The sequence below is a fragment of the Actinomadura livida genome (assembly GCF_014648675.1).
In the GTDB taxonomy this organism is placed as follows: Bacteria; Actinomycetota; Actinomycetes; order Streptosporangiales; family Streptosporangiaceae; genus Spirillospora; species Spirillospora livida.
The window spans coordinates 168,932-181,937 of the sequence record NZ_BMRO01000006.1; the positions used below are offsets into that span (position 1 = coordinate 168,932).

Annotated in this window: 12 protein-coding genes; 5 read left to right on the forward strand and 7 right to left on the reverse strand. The window is 72.0% G+C overall.

The features are described 5' to 3' along the window. Position 1: 1 nt before the first annotated feature. The gene (locus tag IEZ03_RS16050) at positions 2-1,876 is read right to left on the reverse strand and encodes a branched-chain amino acid ABC transporter ATP-binding protein/permease (RefSeq protein WP_184883717.1); all 1,875 of its coding nucleotides are present in this window, start codon (positions 1,874-1,876) and stop codon (positions 2-4) included. A 2-nt stretch (positions 1,877-1,878) separates the two neighbouring features. Beyond that, positions 1,879-2,745 carry a branched-chain amino acid ABC transporter permease gene (locus tag IEZ03_RS16055; protein ID WP_184883715.1) on the reverse strand — a complete coding sequence of 289 codons (867 nt, stop codon included), beginning with the start codon at positions 2,743-2,745 and terminating at the stop codon, positions 1,879-1,881. 294 nt (positions 2,746-3,039) lie between these two features. Between IEZ03_RS16055 and IEZ03_RS16060 the strand changes: the two genes are divergently transcribed. Then, positions 3,040-4,239: an ABC transporter substrate-binding protein gene (locus IEZ03_RS16060; protein ID WP_184883713.1), complete on the forward strand. Its 1,200-nt coding sequence runs from the start codon at positions 3,040-3,042 to the stop codon at positions 4,237-4,239. A gap of 103 nt (positions 4,240-4,342) precedes the next feature. On the opposite strand, the gene IEZ03_RS16065 is transcribed toward IEZ03_RS16060, so the two are convergent. Continuing rightward, positions 4,343-4,792 (reverse strand): MBL fold metallo-hydrolase, encoded by a 450-nt coding sequence (locus IEZ03_RS16065; protein WP_184883711.1) that lies wholly within the window; start codon positions 4,790-4,792, stop codon positions 4,343-4,345. A gap of 205 nt (positions 4,793-4,997) precedes the next feature. Here IEZ03_RS16065 and IEZ03_RS16070 point away from each other — a divergent pair, with 205 nt between their 5' ends. From IEZ03_RS16070 to IEZ03_RS16080, 3 genes are all read left to right on the forward strand, one after another. Continuing rightward, positions 4,998-6,020, forward strand: a complete 1,023-nt coding sequence (locus IEZ03_RS16070) for a DUF7064 domain-containing protein (protein ID WP_425117539.1) — start codon at positions 4,998-5,000, stop codon at positions 6,018-6,020. Beyond that, positions 6,017-7,072, forward strand: a complete 1,056-nt coding sequence (locus IEZ03_RS16075) for a phosphotransferase family protein (protein WP_184883707.1) — start codon at positions 6,017-6,019, stop codon at positions 7,070-7,072. The genes IEZ03_RS16070 and IEZ03_RS16075 overlap by 4 nt, the downstream gene beginning before the upstream one ends. A gap of 69 nt (positions 7,073-7,141) precedes the next feature. Then, positions 7,142-8,236 carry a CaiB/BaiF CoA transferase family protein gene (locus IEZ03_RS16080; protein ID WP_184883705.1) on the forward strand — a complete coding sequence of 365 codons (1,095 nt, stop codon included), beginning with the start codon at positions 7,142-7,144 and terminating at the stop codon, positions 8,234-8,236. Positions 8,237-8,286: 50 nt separating this feature from the next. Here IEZ03_RS16080 and IEZ03_RS16085 read toward each other — a convergent pair whose 3' ends face one another. From IEZ03_RS16085 to IEZ03_RS37945, 3 genes are all read right to left on the reverse strand, one after another. Continuing rightward, positions 8,287-8,925 carry a hotdog family protein gene (locus IEZ03_RS16085; RefSeq protein ID WP_184883703.1) on the reverse strand — a complete coding sequence of 213 codons (639 nt, stop codon included), beginning with the start codon at positions 8,923-8,925 and terminating at the stop codon, positions 8,287-8,289. Positions 8,926-9,095: 170 nt separating this feature from the next. Beyond that, entirely contained in the window at positions 9,096-9,725 is a 630-nt protein-coding gene (locus IEZ03_RS16090; protein WP_184883701.1) for a TetR/AcrR family transcriptional regulator, read from the reverse strand. Positions 9,726-9,926: 201 nt separating this feature from the next. Then, positions 9,927-10,538, reverse strand: coding sequence for an SLAC1 family transporter (locus tag IEZ03_RS37945; protein ID WP_221480681.1), 612 nt, complete (start codon positions 10,536-10,538; stop codon positions 9,927-9,929). A gap of 242 nt (positions 10,539-10,780) precedes the next feature. Between IEZ03_RS37945 and IEZ03_RS16100 the strand changes: the two genes are divergently transcribed. After that, entirely contained in the window at positions 10,781-12,151 is a 1,371-nt protein-coding gene (locus IEZ03_RS16100) for an erythromycin esterase family protein (RefSeq protein WP_184883699.1), read from the forward strand. Between the two features lie 33 nt (positions 12,152-12,184). Here IEZ03_RS16100 and IEZ03_RS16105 read toward each other — a convergent pair whose 3' ends face one another. Then, complete coding sequence (locus tag IEZ03_RS16105) at positions 12,185-12,958, reverse strand: P-loop NTPase family protein (protein WP_184883696.1); 774 nt, start codon at positions 12,956-12,958, stop codon at positions 12,185-12,187. Positions 12,959-13,006 lie beyond the last annotated feature (48 nt).

A 13,006-nucleotide genomic window follows, 5' to 3' on the forward strand; every position in this document is an offset into this window, starting at 1 on the left:
CTCATGACCCGACCTCCGTCCCGCTGGATGCCGTCTCGTCGGCGGACGGGGACCGATCCCCCGCCGCCCCGGGCGGCCCGTGCTCCCCGCCCCGGCGGCCGAGGTAGCTGTCGATGACCCGCCGGTCGCGGCGGACCTCCTCCGGCGTCCCGGACGCGATGACCTCGCCCAGCTCCATGGCGAAGACGTGGTCGGCGATGTCCATGACGAACGGCACGTTGTGCTCGACCAGGACCACCGTCCCGCCCGCGTCCCGGGTGCGCCGCATCAGCGTCGCGAGCTCGTGCAGGCCGTCGTCGTCGAGTCCCGCCGCCGGCTCGTCGAGCAGCAGGATGTGCGGCTCGCCGGCCACCGCGCGGACGACCTCGAGGAGCCTGCGGGTGCCCAGCGGCAGCGAGTTGGCGCCCTCGTGGGCACGCTGCTCCAGCCCGGCGAACGACAGCGCGGCCAGGGCCGCCTCCCGGTCCTGCCTGCGGACCCGGTAGAAGGGCGGCAGCCGCAGGACGGCGCCGATCAGCCCGAGGCCGCCGTGCCGGAGCCGTCCCGTCTCGACGACCTCCAGTACCGACATGCCGGACGGGATGAGCGGTGTCTGGAAGGTGCGCCCGACGCCCACCCGCGCGACCTTGCCGGCCCGCAGCCCGGTGAGTTCCCGGCCGGCGAGGGCGATGCTCCCGGTGTCGGGGCGGAGGACCCCGGACACCGCGTTCAGCAGCGTCGTCTTGCCCGCGCCGTTGGCGCCGATGACGGCGGTGATCGTCCCGGGCTCGACGGTCAGGTCGACCCCGTTCAGCGCCTTGAGGCCGGCGAAGGCCTTGGTGACGCCGGTGATCTCGAGCTGCTCGCCCGGAATCGTGAGCTCGCCCTTCCCCGCCCCGGCCTCGGGGGCGTCCGCGGCCGGGCGCCGCTTGAGCCGGCGCACCTCGAACCCCCGGAGCAGCCGCCGGCTGATGCCGGCCAGGCCCGCCGAGAACGCGACGCCGACGACGACCAGGAAGCCGCCGTACACCGCGGTCGAGTACTGCTCGAAGGACGCCGCCTGCAGCGGCCCCAGCACCAGGACGGCCGCCCCGACGGGCGCCCCCCACACGCTGTCCGCGCCGCCCAGCACGGTGGCGGCCAGCAACGCGATGGTCAGCGTCATCGTGAACGCCTCCGGGCTGATGAAGCCCGTCATGTACGTGTAGAGGACGCCGGCGATCCCCGCGGGCAGGGCGCCGAGGACGTAGGCCTGCAGGCGCAGCCGGTAGACCGAGCCGCCCATGGTCTCCGCCAGGGTGGTGCTGGACGCGAGGACGCGGAGCATGGTGCCGAACCGGGACACGACCATGTTCCGGAAGACCAGCATCCAGACGAACGTGACCGCGATCGCGAGCCGGAAGAAGTCCGCGCCCAGGAGCTGGCGGCCGAAGAGCGTGGGGCCGATCACCCCGGGCAGCCCGGCGCTGCCGCCGGTCTGCTCCTCGAAGATCGACACCAGGCTGGGGATCAGCAGGATGAAGAAGAAGGAGACGAGCGCAAGCGACCAGTGGCTCAGCCGCAGGCCCGGCACCCCCGAGATGAGGCCCGCGACGGCGGCGACCGCGGCCGCCGCGAGGAAGGCGAGCAGGATGTCGGTGTGGCCGTGGTTGTAGAGCACCGCGGCGACGTACGCGCCGGACGCGAACACGGCGACCTGCCCCAGGGCGAGCTCGCCGGCGTACCCGAAGCTGAGGTTGAGCCCGCTGCAGATCAGGGTGTAGACCGCGATCAGCATGACCTGGCGCTGCCAGTAGAAGTCGAGTCCCATCGCGGGGAGCATGAGGACGACGAGGAAGCCGAGGACCGCGAGGAGGGGCGTCCCGGTCACCAGTGATCGAAGCCTGTCCGCCGCCATGGTCACACCGCCCTCAGGCCGCGCTGGCCGAACAGGCCCGTGGGCCGCACGACGAGCACCGCTAGCAGGAGCGCGAACAGGAGCAGCGGCGGGTACTCGACCCCGAGATACCGGCTGCTGTAGCTCTGCACCAGCCCGATGACGAGACCGCCGACGATCGATCCTAGGAAGCTGCCGAAGCCGCCCACGGCGAGCGCCACGAAGCCGAACACCGTGAGGGTGATCGCGATGCTGACGCTGGCGCCCGTCTTCGGCGTCATGAGCGGGCCGAGCAGCCCCGCGAGCGCCCCGGCGAGGGCGAAGGCGCCGGTGCGCAGCGCGGCGACGTTGACGCCGCGCAGCTTGGCGGCTTGGGGGTCGGTGGTCGCGCCGCGCGCGGCCAGCCCCCAGAGGCTGCGGCGGGAGAACAGGTGCAGCCCGGCCCCGATCGCCACCGCGGCGGCGATCAGCCAGAGGTCCACCCGCGCGACCCGGCCGCCGAGCAGGGTCATCGCCTCCTGGCCTCCGAAGAACGGGATCGACTTGGGCTCCTCGCCCCAGGTCGCCATCAGGACCCCCTCGATGACGACGAACGCGCCGACCGTCGTGACGAGCAGCGCGTGCCCGTTCTCCCGCCGGAGCACCGGGCGCACCGCGACCAGTTCCTCGATCCCCGCCAGGAGGGCGCCGCCCGCCGTCCCGAGGAGCGCCGCGGTCCACCAAGGCCAGCCCTGGTCGACGATGACGAACCACGAGAAGAACGCGCTGAGGACCACGAACGCGCCGTGGGCGAGGTTGAAGACGCCCCCGAACGTCATCGTGATGTTGTAGCCGATGGCGATGAGCGCGTAGACCGCGCCCAACGACAACCCCGCCCACACGATCGTCATCAGAGCCCCTGCCGTACGCCGGTTCCGCGGTCGCCGGACCGCGCTGGTGGCGGCACCATATGCCGCACCTCATATCTAAATCAACTAAATCATTAAGGCAATCCTCCCGCCGGACGGGACCGGCGCCGCGGAGAGCCGGGCACTGATCTCAGGCCGCCGACCCCGGCGGGGGCACGGCCCTTGCCTGCTCATCGGGCCGCAGACCTTGACTCCGCTTCCGCGGTGTGGCTACGGTCACATCTTGAATCATATAGAGGTATATGATCATTTGTATGAATCAGAAGGGGTTGGCCCATGAGGTCGAACTGGACTCGACTGGCGGCGGCGGCCGCCGTCGCGATGCTCGCCGCCTCCGGGTGCGGGAACTCCGGCGAGGGCGGTGACGGCGGTACGCCATCGTCCGCGGGCCCGATGAAGATCGAGATCTTCCAGGCGCTGAGCGGCCCGGTGGCCCCCGTGGGCCAGGCCATGTCCGTCGGCAACAAGGCCGCCGTGGCGGTCGTCAACGCCAACGGCGGCGTGCTCGGCAAGGACCTCGAGGTCAGCATCACCGACGACGCCGGCAGCCCGGACCAGCTGGCCGCGAAGCTCCAGGAACTGCTGAGCGGCGGGAAGCCCCACGCGGTCCTGCCCGGCAGCGCCGCCGAGATCCCTGCGGGCATCCCCATCCTCGCCAACGCCGGCGTGTTCGTGTCCCAGCACTTCACGGCGAACACCTTCAACGACCCGAAGAAGTACCCGCTCGTGTTCGGCAACGCGCACACGATCCCGGACTACACCGAGAGCCTCGTGCAGAAGCTCAAGCAGGAGGGCCACGCCAGCGTCGGAGTGGTCGACTCCGACGACTCCTCGGGCCAGGCGTTCGAGGCGGTGGCGAAGCCCGCCTTCGAGGAGGCCGGCATCAAGGCCACCTTCGTGGGCGTCCCGCCGAGCGCGGTCGACGCGACGGCGCAGCTCCAGCAGGCCCTCGCCGGCAAGCCGGACGCGCTCGTCTTCGCCGGCTACTTCCCGGGCGCCGCCGCGGTTGTCTCGGCGCGGACCAAGCTCGGCGTCGACATCCCGACGTACTCGGCCCAGACGTTCTCGGCCAACAACCTGGCCGACATCGCCGACCCGTCGGCGTTCGAGGGCATCGAGTTCCAGCAGCTGGCCGCGAACGTGAAGGGCACGCCGCAGACGGAGTCGAAGGCGTTCAAGACCTTCTACGACGCGGTGCTCAAGGAGGCGGGCGGCAAGCTGCCGTTCCCGATCAACACCTACCTCGTGGCGTACGACGACGTGATGCTCGCCGCGTACGCCGCCGACCTCGCGGGGGGCTTCGACCCCGAGCAGATGGCCAAGGCGGTGGAGAACGCCAAGCCCGAGGACATGCCCAACTACGTCATGCCCGTCGGCTTCTCCAGCGAGAACCACTTCCCCGACGTGACGCCCGAGGACTTCGTCTTCGTGCCGTACAGCCCGGTCAAGGACGGCATGGTCGTCCCGGCCGGCTGAGCCGGCGGCACCCCGGCGAGCGGGGCATCCCTTCCAGGGGTGCCCCGCTCGTCATTTCTTCCAGAGGCAGGCCGGTCGGGACACGCCGGAAGCCGGGGGCCGTTCACCGTCGCGCCGGTCCAGGCGTCTCGGCGGTGCTCCGGCCAGCGGAAGGTGGCGGTCGTCGACCGGCTCGAACCCGATCGAGGGCGAGCCCGCGGCCGCCGCCGCCGATGGCCTCGACCGTCGCCCGCTCGCCGGCGCCCAGGTAGGTCGTGCACCCGGTGCGGCGCCGCAGCTCCACCGCCAGGGTGTAGTGGTCGGGATGCGCATGGGTCACCGCGACCGCCCCGACGTCCCCGGTCCCGGCGCCCAGCGCCGCCAGTCCCGCTTCCAGGTCCCGCCACGCCGGCTCGGCGAACCACCCGCCGTCCACCAGGCCGATCTCGTCGGCACCGACGATGGCGTAGACATTGGTCGCCGCCAGCACGTCACCCGGCATCCTAAGCGGGATCCGGTGCACCCCGGGCGCCACCTCCTCGACTCCGGTGCGCGCCCACTCATGACGGCCCATCACGCGACCTCCCCCTCCGGCGATACGCCGACGACCCTGGCGTGACCCAGAACATAACCGACTGTCCGGTTAGTTTAGTGGACGGCGCCATCGGCATCACCTCCGCCATGTGCCCAGCTCCCCAGCCCGCTGGCACCTTGACCCGAACGCAGGCCCTCTCCTAGGTTGTCAACCAGACAGTTGGCTTAGGAGGCCCGCCGTGTCGATGTTCGTCGAGCAGATCGAACCGCACCACGAGTACCGGCACGTCGCCGGCGACGACCCGGCGTACAACGAGAGCACCTACTACAACTTCGCCTGTCCGGAGAGCGGTGCGGTGGGCTGGCTCCGCGTCGCCATCCAGGAGAACCGGCCTGCGGCCCAGGCGGGGGTGATGCTGTTCCTGCCCGGCGAGGCGCTCTTCGACTACCGGCGCCTGTCCGCGGCCGCCCCCGGCGGGCTCACGGCGGGCGACCTCGCCTTCGAGATCGTCGAGCCGCTCCGGCGGCAGCGGCTGACCTTCGACGGACGGCTCGCGTCGTTCGCCGACCCGCGCGTGCTCACCACCCCGTCGGCGGCGTTCCGCGAGGCGCCGCGCCGCACCGTGCGGATCGAACTCGACGTCCGCGGCCAGGGCCCGCCGTTCGGCACGAACGGGGACGACCCGGCCAACTACGTCGAGGAGTCGATGGCGCTCGGGCACTTCGAGCAGTTCATCGCGGTGCGGGGGACCGTCACCGTGGACGGCCGCCGCATCGAGGTCGACGGGCGCGGACTGCGCGACCATTCGTGGGGGCCGCGCGACTGGGCCGGGCCGCACTGGTACCGCTGGGCCATCGCGAACCTGGACGACGGGACGCAGGTCATGGCGCTCATCGTGGCGCGCCGCAGCGGTGAGACGACCAGGGAGGCCGCCCTCGTCAAGGACGGCGCGCTCACCGAGGCCGGCCTCCGCGACGTCCGCGTCCGCTGGACCGACGACGGCTTCGGGGAAGAGGTCGTGATCGCGCTGTCGACCCCGGACGGCCCGGTGACCCTGACCGCGACGGCCGCGACGCCCCACCGCTTCTTCCCCCTGCGCCACCACCGCCGGGACGAGGACGGAGCGGCACTGGACACCCGGATCGGCTACTCGGCGTACGAGTTCAGGACCGACGACGGGCGGACCGGGCTCGGCGTCGTCGAGATCCTCGACCAGCTTGTCGACGGCCTCCCGCTCGGCATGCGGCAGACCGCCGAGCCCTCATGACGGCGACCACTCCCCCGCTGTCCGACCACGTCCCCCAGGACGTCGCGGACTGGCTCCGCGACGGCCTGCCCGAGGCGGAGCCTCCGATCGCCTTCGACAGGATCGCCGGCGGCTACAGCATGCTCACCTACCGCATGACCGACCGGGCCGGGCACGCGTGGGCACTCCGCCACGCCCCCGCCGGTCACTCCGGCGGCCGCGCCCACGACGCCGCGCGCGAGGCACGTGCCATGGCGGCGCTCTGGGACACCGCCGTGCCGGTGCCCCGCGTCCGGATGACCGGCGGCGCGGCGGACCCCCTAGGCGTGCCGTGCCACGTCACCGACTTCGTCGAGGGCTTCGTGCTCGACCGCGCCGAGCAGGCGCGGCGGGTGCTCACCCCCGGCGGCCTGCGGCGCGCGTCCATCGAGATCGTCTCGGTGCTCGCCGAGCTCCACGCGGTGGATCCGGACGCGGTCGGGCTCGGGGACCTCGGCCCGCGCGCCGACTACAACGGCAGGCAGCTGCGCCGCTTCCGCGCCGTCCTCGCCGATCTGGAGGCACTGGACTCCCCGCTCGACGGCGGCCGCACCGCACGCCTCGCCCGGCTGGGAGCCGAGCTCGCGGACCGGCTGCCGCGGGACGCGCGCGGCCGGATCGTGCACGGCGACTACCGGCTGGGCAACGCGATCACCGGCGCGGACGGCTCCGTCCGCGCGGTCCTGGACTGGGAGCTGGTCACGCTCGGGGAGCCGCTGGCGGACCTCGGGATGCTCCTGAACTACTGGAACCCGCCGCCCGGTGCGATGCTCGGCGCGACGGTCCCGACCGCGGCGCCCGGTTCCGTCACCGAGGCGGAGGCGATCGCGGTCTACGCCCGGATGTCCGGGGCCGACCTCGGCCGCCTGAGCCTCTACCGCTCGCTGGCGGCCTGGCGGCTGGCGTGCCTGTGCCTGCGCACGGCGATGAGGTTCGATTCCGGCGCGATGGACGGCGGGGAGGATCCGCGCCGGTTCGCCTCGACCACCGACCAGTGGACCGACCTGGCGCGGGCGCACCTCGACCAGGACTGACCGCTCCGCCCTTCGGGTCGGCGCCGGCGTCGCTTTCCACCGACTCATCCGAACAACCGGGAGGCCAGAGTGCACCGAGAAGGACCCCTCAGCGGACTCAAGGTCGTGGAGCTCGCCGGCATCGGTCCCGGGCCGCACGCCGCGATGATCCTGGCCGATCTGGGAGCCGACGTCGTCCGGGTGGACCGGCCGTCGGGCGGCCTCCAGATCGGAGCGGCGGACCGGGATCCGACACTGCGCGGCCGCAGGCGCGTCGCGGCCGACCTCAAGGACCCCGCCGACCGGGAGAACGTGCTGCGGCTGGCCGAGTGGGCCGACGTCCTCCTCGAGGGCTATCGCCCCGGAGTGACCGAACGCCTCGGGGTCGGCCCGGAGCAGTGCCACGCCCGCAACCCCCGGCTGGTGTACGCGCGGATGACGGGGTGGGGCCAGGACGGTCCGCTGGCCCAGCGCGCCGGCCACGACATCAACTACATCTCGCTGACCGGTGTGCTGCACGCCATCGGGCGCGCCGGGGAGCGTCCCGTGCCCCCGCTCAACCTCGTCGGGGACTTCGGCGGGGGTTCCATGCTCCTGGTGATCGGCGTCCTGGCCGCGGCGTGGGAGGCCCAGCGGTCCGGGCAGGGCCAGGTGGTCGACGCGGCGATGGTGGACGGGTCCGCACTGCTCTCGCAGATGGTCTGGAACCTCCTCGCCCAGGACGCCTGGACCGACGAGCGCGAAGCCAACCTGCTCGACGGGGCCGCCCCGTTCTACGACACCTACACCTGCGCGGACGGCCGTCATGTCGCGGTCGGGGCGATCGAACCGCAGTTCTACGCCGCGCTCCTGGAGGGGCTCGGCCTCGCGGACGCGGAGCTGCCGGCGCAGAACGACCGGGAGCGCTGGCCGGAGCTCAAGGCCGTCCTCGCCGCGGTGTTCGCGACCCGGACGCGGGACGACTGGGCGAAGACCTTCGCCGACACCGACGCGTGCGTCACACCGGTCCTCTCCTTCGCCGAGGCACCCGGCCACCCGCACGTCGCCGCGCGCGCCACGACCGTCACCCGCGATGGGCTCACCCAGGCCGCTCCCGCGCCCCGCTTCTCCCGCACACCGGCCCGGCTCCCCGAGCCCCCGTCGGTCCCGGTCCCCGTCGAAGAGGTGCTGACCGACCAGTCCTAGGGCCGGGCCAGGCCCCCTTCAGGGCATCGGCCGTGCGCCCGGGGCATCGCTCACTGCTGTCCCGGGCGCATCTCCACGAACAGTGCGGTGGCCTCCGCGCACAGGCGCGGGCCGTCGTGCAGCATGCCTTGCAGGTACCGCTTGCGTCCCTCCTGCCCGCTCATCCGCACCCGGACCGCCAGCCGGCGCCGCAGCGGCGTGATGCCGCGGAAGTCGACGTGCAGGTACGCGGTGCGCGATCTCGGCCTTCCGCCCAGGTCCGCGACCCGGCCGAGCGCGTCGTCGAACATCAGGGAGACCGCGCCGCCGTGGACCGCGCCGTGGCTGCCCGCGTGGAAGGGCCCGAACCACGTGGTGGCGGTGATCTCGTCGTCCGCGTGGCGGGTGATCCACAGCGGCGGGCTGAGGGTCTGCCCGCGTCCGGGCAGCTCCAGCAGGCGGCCGAAGATCTGGTCCGCCGCGGCGCCCCGGTGCCGTTCCAGCAGCTCCCGGGCCCGTGCGAGCAGCACGCTCGCCTCCCGCACGGCGTCCGCCGGGGGGACGGCGCCGGCGGCGGCGTCCTGGAGCGCGCGCAGCTCCTCGACCATCGCGGGCCAGCCGTCCGCGGCCCGACCGGCCGCCTCCCTGCTCCACGCGGCCCAGTCCGGGCTCAGCGCAGCCGACGGATCTCCTCGTGATCGCGCAGCCACCGCACTTCGCGGCGCAGCGCTTCGATCTCGGCGTCCATGGGCTCCGGCTCCTCCCTCGGGCTCCGCCGCCCGCCGGCTCCGCAGAAGTTAACCAACCAGCCAGTCGGTTGGCAATGCTCGAGACGAAGATGCTCTGCCGCCGAGCCGGTGTCCCACCGGGACCGGACGGGTCATTTCCGCGAATTGCGGCGGGCTCCGGTGGCCGGCTTCTCGGGCGGTGCGGCGCAGATGCCGCCCATCACGAAGTCGGTGACCTCTTCGACCAGGAGGTCGTCCGTGCCGTCTTCGGGACGGCGATACCAGTTGGGCACGTAGGCGAGGATCCCGATGATCGAGTACAGGGTCGTCGACGGCGCGAGCGGCCGGAACTCGTCGGTGCGCACGCCCTCGGCCAGGAGCGACTTCACGAACTCCTCGTAGCGGTAGATCCGCTGCCGGATCGACCGCGCGTCCTCGGCGGACAGCCGCTGGTCCATCCACGGGACCTCTTGGAAGAACACGACCAGCTCGTCATGGCTGGTGGCGACGTGTGCGACCTGCTCGCGGACGAAGAAGCGCATGCGCTCGGTGCTGCTGCCGGTCAGCGGTACCCGCGCCAGCATGTCCAGGGTCGCGTCGACCTGCTCGGACAGCAGCTCGTACAGGATCGCGCTCTTGGAGGGGTAGTAGTGGTACAGGGTCCCCTTGTTGAGCCCGACCTCGTCGGCGATCTGGTCCATGGTCGCGGCGAGGTACCCGTGCTCGCGGAAGATGCGCGCCGCGGTGGCGCGCACGTCGACCCGGCGCGACGGCCTAGGCATACCGCACCCGCCTCCGCTCCGAACTGCTGCCGATCACTCTTTCGTCCTTCCCGCGAGGATGCCCCGGTTCGCTCTGAGCTGCGCCGGCGTCCGGGGCGGACTCCACGACCCGCGACTGCGAGATCAAATCGACTTGAGTGTAACCGACCATGCGGTGGGTTCGGTCCGAATCCGGCGGTTCCCAGCGAAACCCTCTGCACCTCAGCGCCCACGCCTTCTGCTTGCCCCAGAAGGCTTCCAAGCAGGCAGCGGCGCCGCCGTCCCAGACCAACGGCCTCCGGGCCCACCCTGCAGCTGACCAACTGACCGGTTAGTCTCTGTGGAGTTCACGCAGCTGACCTGGCGCCGGGCGTCACCCCCTGCTCGGCGGCGGATCGTCGGCGTCGGCGTCCCGGCCGTGGCCGGTCGGCCAGCCGGGGTCGGGACGCCGTACATGCCGAGCGGGAAGGTCACGCTCCACAGCGTCGCCTCGTAGCGCAGCGGGACGCGGTGCACGACGTGCCGCCACCAGCCCGCCGCGACCAGCGGCGGGATGAGCCAGGTGCCGAACGCCCACACCACCACCGACGAGCCGGCGATCAGGCCGCGGGTGGCGGTGACCATCGGGGTGTCGGCCATCTGCACGATGCGGGCCCCGGCCAGGACGGTGATGGCGGTGGCGCCCATCGCCACCCAGTACGGCGGGGTGAGGTCGGCCGGGCGGAGCGGGTACATGAGCATGCGGGCGGCGACGAACATGCCGACTCCCGCGTAGAGGGTGGCCGCCGCCTGCTTCACCGCGGCAAGCCGGGAACCGGCGCGGCTGAGGCTCACAAACCAGTACCGTACTCCGCCCTCACACCACGCCCCTCCACCGGTCCCAGCTTCCGAGGAGCGCCGCAGGAACGTCAGCGTCCCGCTTGACACCACAAGTTGATCACTTCCGGGGTGGGTGAGGCGTGGCGGGTACGGCGGTGGGGGTATGCGTGGAGCCTCCCGTGGGCGGATGTGGCGGGACGGACGTTGCGGCGAGTGTGTGCGGGGTCGCAGCACACCCGGCTGGAAGGGAATCCGCCATGCAACAGCGCACAGCGTTGCGGTTCGCCGCATCCGCCGCGGGGACGGTCGTCCTGTTCTCCGGTGTCGGCCTCACCGCGCAGGCCGCCGCCGAGACGGGCGCGCGTCCCGCGGCCGCGTCCGCCGTCCTGGAAACGCGGGCGGTGACCGAGTGGATCGAGCGGAACGCGCATCGGCTCGGCACCGTCGATCCGGGCGCGCCGCTGGACGACCTGGAGCCCCTGCGGCGTTCGGTCGGGAACGCCTCGATCGTCGGCCTGGGCGAGCCCCAGCACGGGCTGCGGGAGGTGACCGGGCTCAAGCACCGCACCATGCGCTACCTGGTGGAGCGGATGGGGTTCCGGTCCATCGCCTGGGAGGACGACTGGACGCTCGGCCTGGAGATCGACCGGTACATCCGCACCGGTCAGGGGGACGTCGACGCGCTGCTGCGGCGGACGAGCGGCGCCTGGGCCGACCGCGACACCGCCGACGCGCTGAACTGGCTGCGCGACTTCAACACCGGACGCAAGAAGAACGACCAGGTCAGGTTCGTGGGCGTGGAGTACTACACGACCTGGCTCCCGGCCTACGACATCGTCGGCGCGCACGTCGCGAAGGCCGCGCCGTCGCTCGTCCCCCAACTGCGAAGGCACATGAAGTGGCTCCGGCCGAGGAAGCAGGACGCCTGGGCCCACGCCGGCTGGTACATGCACGAGGTGACGGACAAGGAGCCCTACGTCGAGCACGCCCGCGACCTGTACGACATGGTCGAGCGGCTGCCGCACCGGCCCGGCGACCGGGCGTACTCGCTGGCGGTGCACGCCGCCAAGCAGATCCGCTCCTTCTACCTCAACTACTACATCCCGCGTGAGACCTCCTACGCCTTCCGGGACGCCCGCGCGGCGGAGAACCTGCGCTGGTGGCGCGGCCACCACCACGGCAAGGTCGTGTACTGGGCGGCCACCCCGCACACCGCCGCCGCCCCGGGGATGCGCCTGTTCAGCCCGGAGCAGGGCGAGATGGCCTTCGCGAGCGTCGGGTCGTACCTGCGACGCTGGTTCGGGGACCGCTACCGGTCCATCGGATTCACCTTCGACCACGGGACCATCGCCGGGGAAAGCGGCCCGGTTCTGATGCCGCCTCCGCGCGAGGAGTGGGTCGAGCACCCCTTCGGCCAGGCCACCCGCTTCGACCAACTGCTCATGGACCTGCGCGCAGCCGCACCCGCGCCGGTCCGCGCGTGGCTGCGGTCCCCGATCACCACGCGCGGCATCGCCGCCGAGACCCCCGAACTGCCCTACGACTCCCACGCCACCGGCGGCACCGCGCGGCAGTGGTTCGACCTGGTCGTCCACCGCCAAGCGGTCACCCCCGCCCGACCACTCTGAGAGGGCGGGGGCGCCGGGGCATCGCTTCCGGGGTCACTGTGCAGGGGCGGTTATCTGCTGGGGCTTGCCGTGGTCATGGAGTGCGAGCTTCGCTTTGAAGCGGAGGAGCACTCCCCGGGTCATGTCCTTGTTGCCCAAGGGAAATTCGCTTTCGACCTCCAGGAGCCGGGGGCGGTCCTCGTCGTCAATGAAGAGCCTCATCTGGATCACCGCCTCGCGGGGATAGACCTTGCGGGCGAGGTCGCGGATATCCGGGTCGTCTTTGAGGCAGTCGTCCACCGTGCAGGAGATCCAGTATCTGCGCATGGTGACGCCCGAGGTTGTGGTGGGGACCGGCGTCCCGGCCGACTGGCCCTTGTTCCGGAACATCGCCGCGACCATGGACGTCCGCAGCATCGCCCCGGTGCCGGCCGGATCGAGTCCTCGGTTCCCCACCATCCTCGCCGGCCCGGTAAGGGTTCGCCATTCTGCGGATTGCAGCGAGTTGCGGACGTACGTGCGGCCGCCCAAGACGATCACGCGGACGGCCCCGTCCCGGACGAGGTCCTCGCTGTACTGCCGTTCGACCGTGGTGGTGACCGACCGCAGGTCCAGATCGGTGGCGTGCTGACCGGGATCGGAGCGCTGAGTGCCCCGCATCTCCGCGTTCATCCTGATCGGCGGGAAACCCATGCCGTTCACGAACACTCTGACCTCGACATCGGCCCGGTGGGGTTGTTCCAAACCGCTGATGGCCTTTTCCAAGTGCCGGTGGGCTTCCTGCCGAGGGTCCTTGGACGCGTCCTGTCCGCAGCCGGGCAGGACCACTGCCAGGGCTCCCAGCACGGCGCACACGGGACGCCGGTTCATCGCGTC

Bases quoted from the DNA above. Each gene is read 5' to 3' on its own strand.
- IEZ03_RS16065 (WP_184883711.1), bottom strand. From the start codon at position 4,792: ATGGGCCGTCATGAGTGGGCGCGCACCGGAGTCGAGGAGGTGGCGCCC.
- IEZ03_RS16070 (WP_425117539.1), top strand. From the start codon at position 4,998: ATGTTCGTCGAGCAGATCGAACCGCACCACGAGTACCGGCACGTCGCC.
- IEZ03_RS16100 (WP_184883699.1), top strand. From the start codon at position 10,781: ATGCAACAGCGCACAGCGTTGCGGTTCGCCGCATCCGCCGCGGGGACG.
- IEZ03_RS16090 (WP_184883701.1), bottom strand. From the start codon at position 9,725: ATGCCTAGGCCGTCGCGCCGGGTCGACGTGCGCGCCACCGCGGCGCGC.
- IEZ03_RS16055 (WP_184883715.1), bottom strand. From the start codon at position 2,745: ATGACGATCGTGTGGGCGGGGTTGTCGTTGGGCGCGGTCTACGCGCTC.
- IEZ03_RS16050 (WP_184883717.1), bottom strand. From the start codon at position 1,876: ATGGCGGCGGACAGGCTTCGATCACTGGTGACCGGGACGCCCCTCCTC.
- IEZ03_RS16060 (WP_184883713.1), top strand. From the start codon at position 3,040: ATGAGGTCGAACTGGACTCGACTGGCGGCGGCGGCCGCCGTCGCGATG.
- IEZ03_RS16075 (WP_184883707.1), top strand. From the start codon at position 6,017: ATGACGGCGACCACTCCCCCGCTGTCCGACCACGTCCCCCAGGACGTC.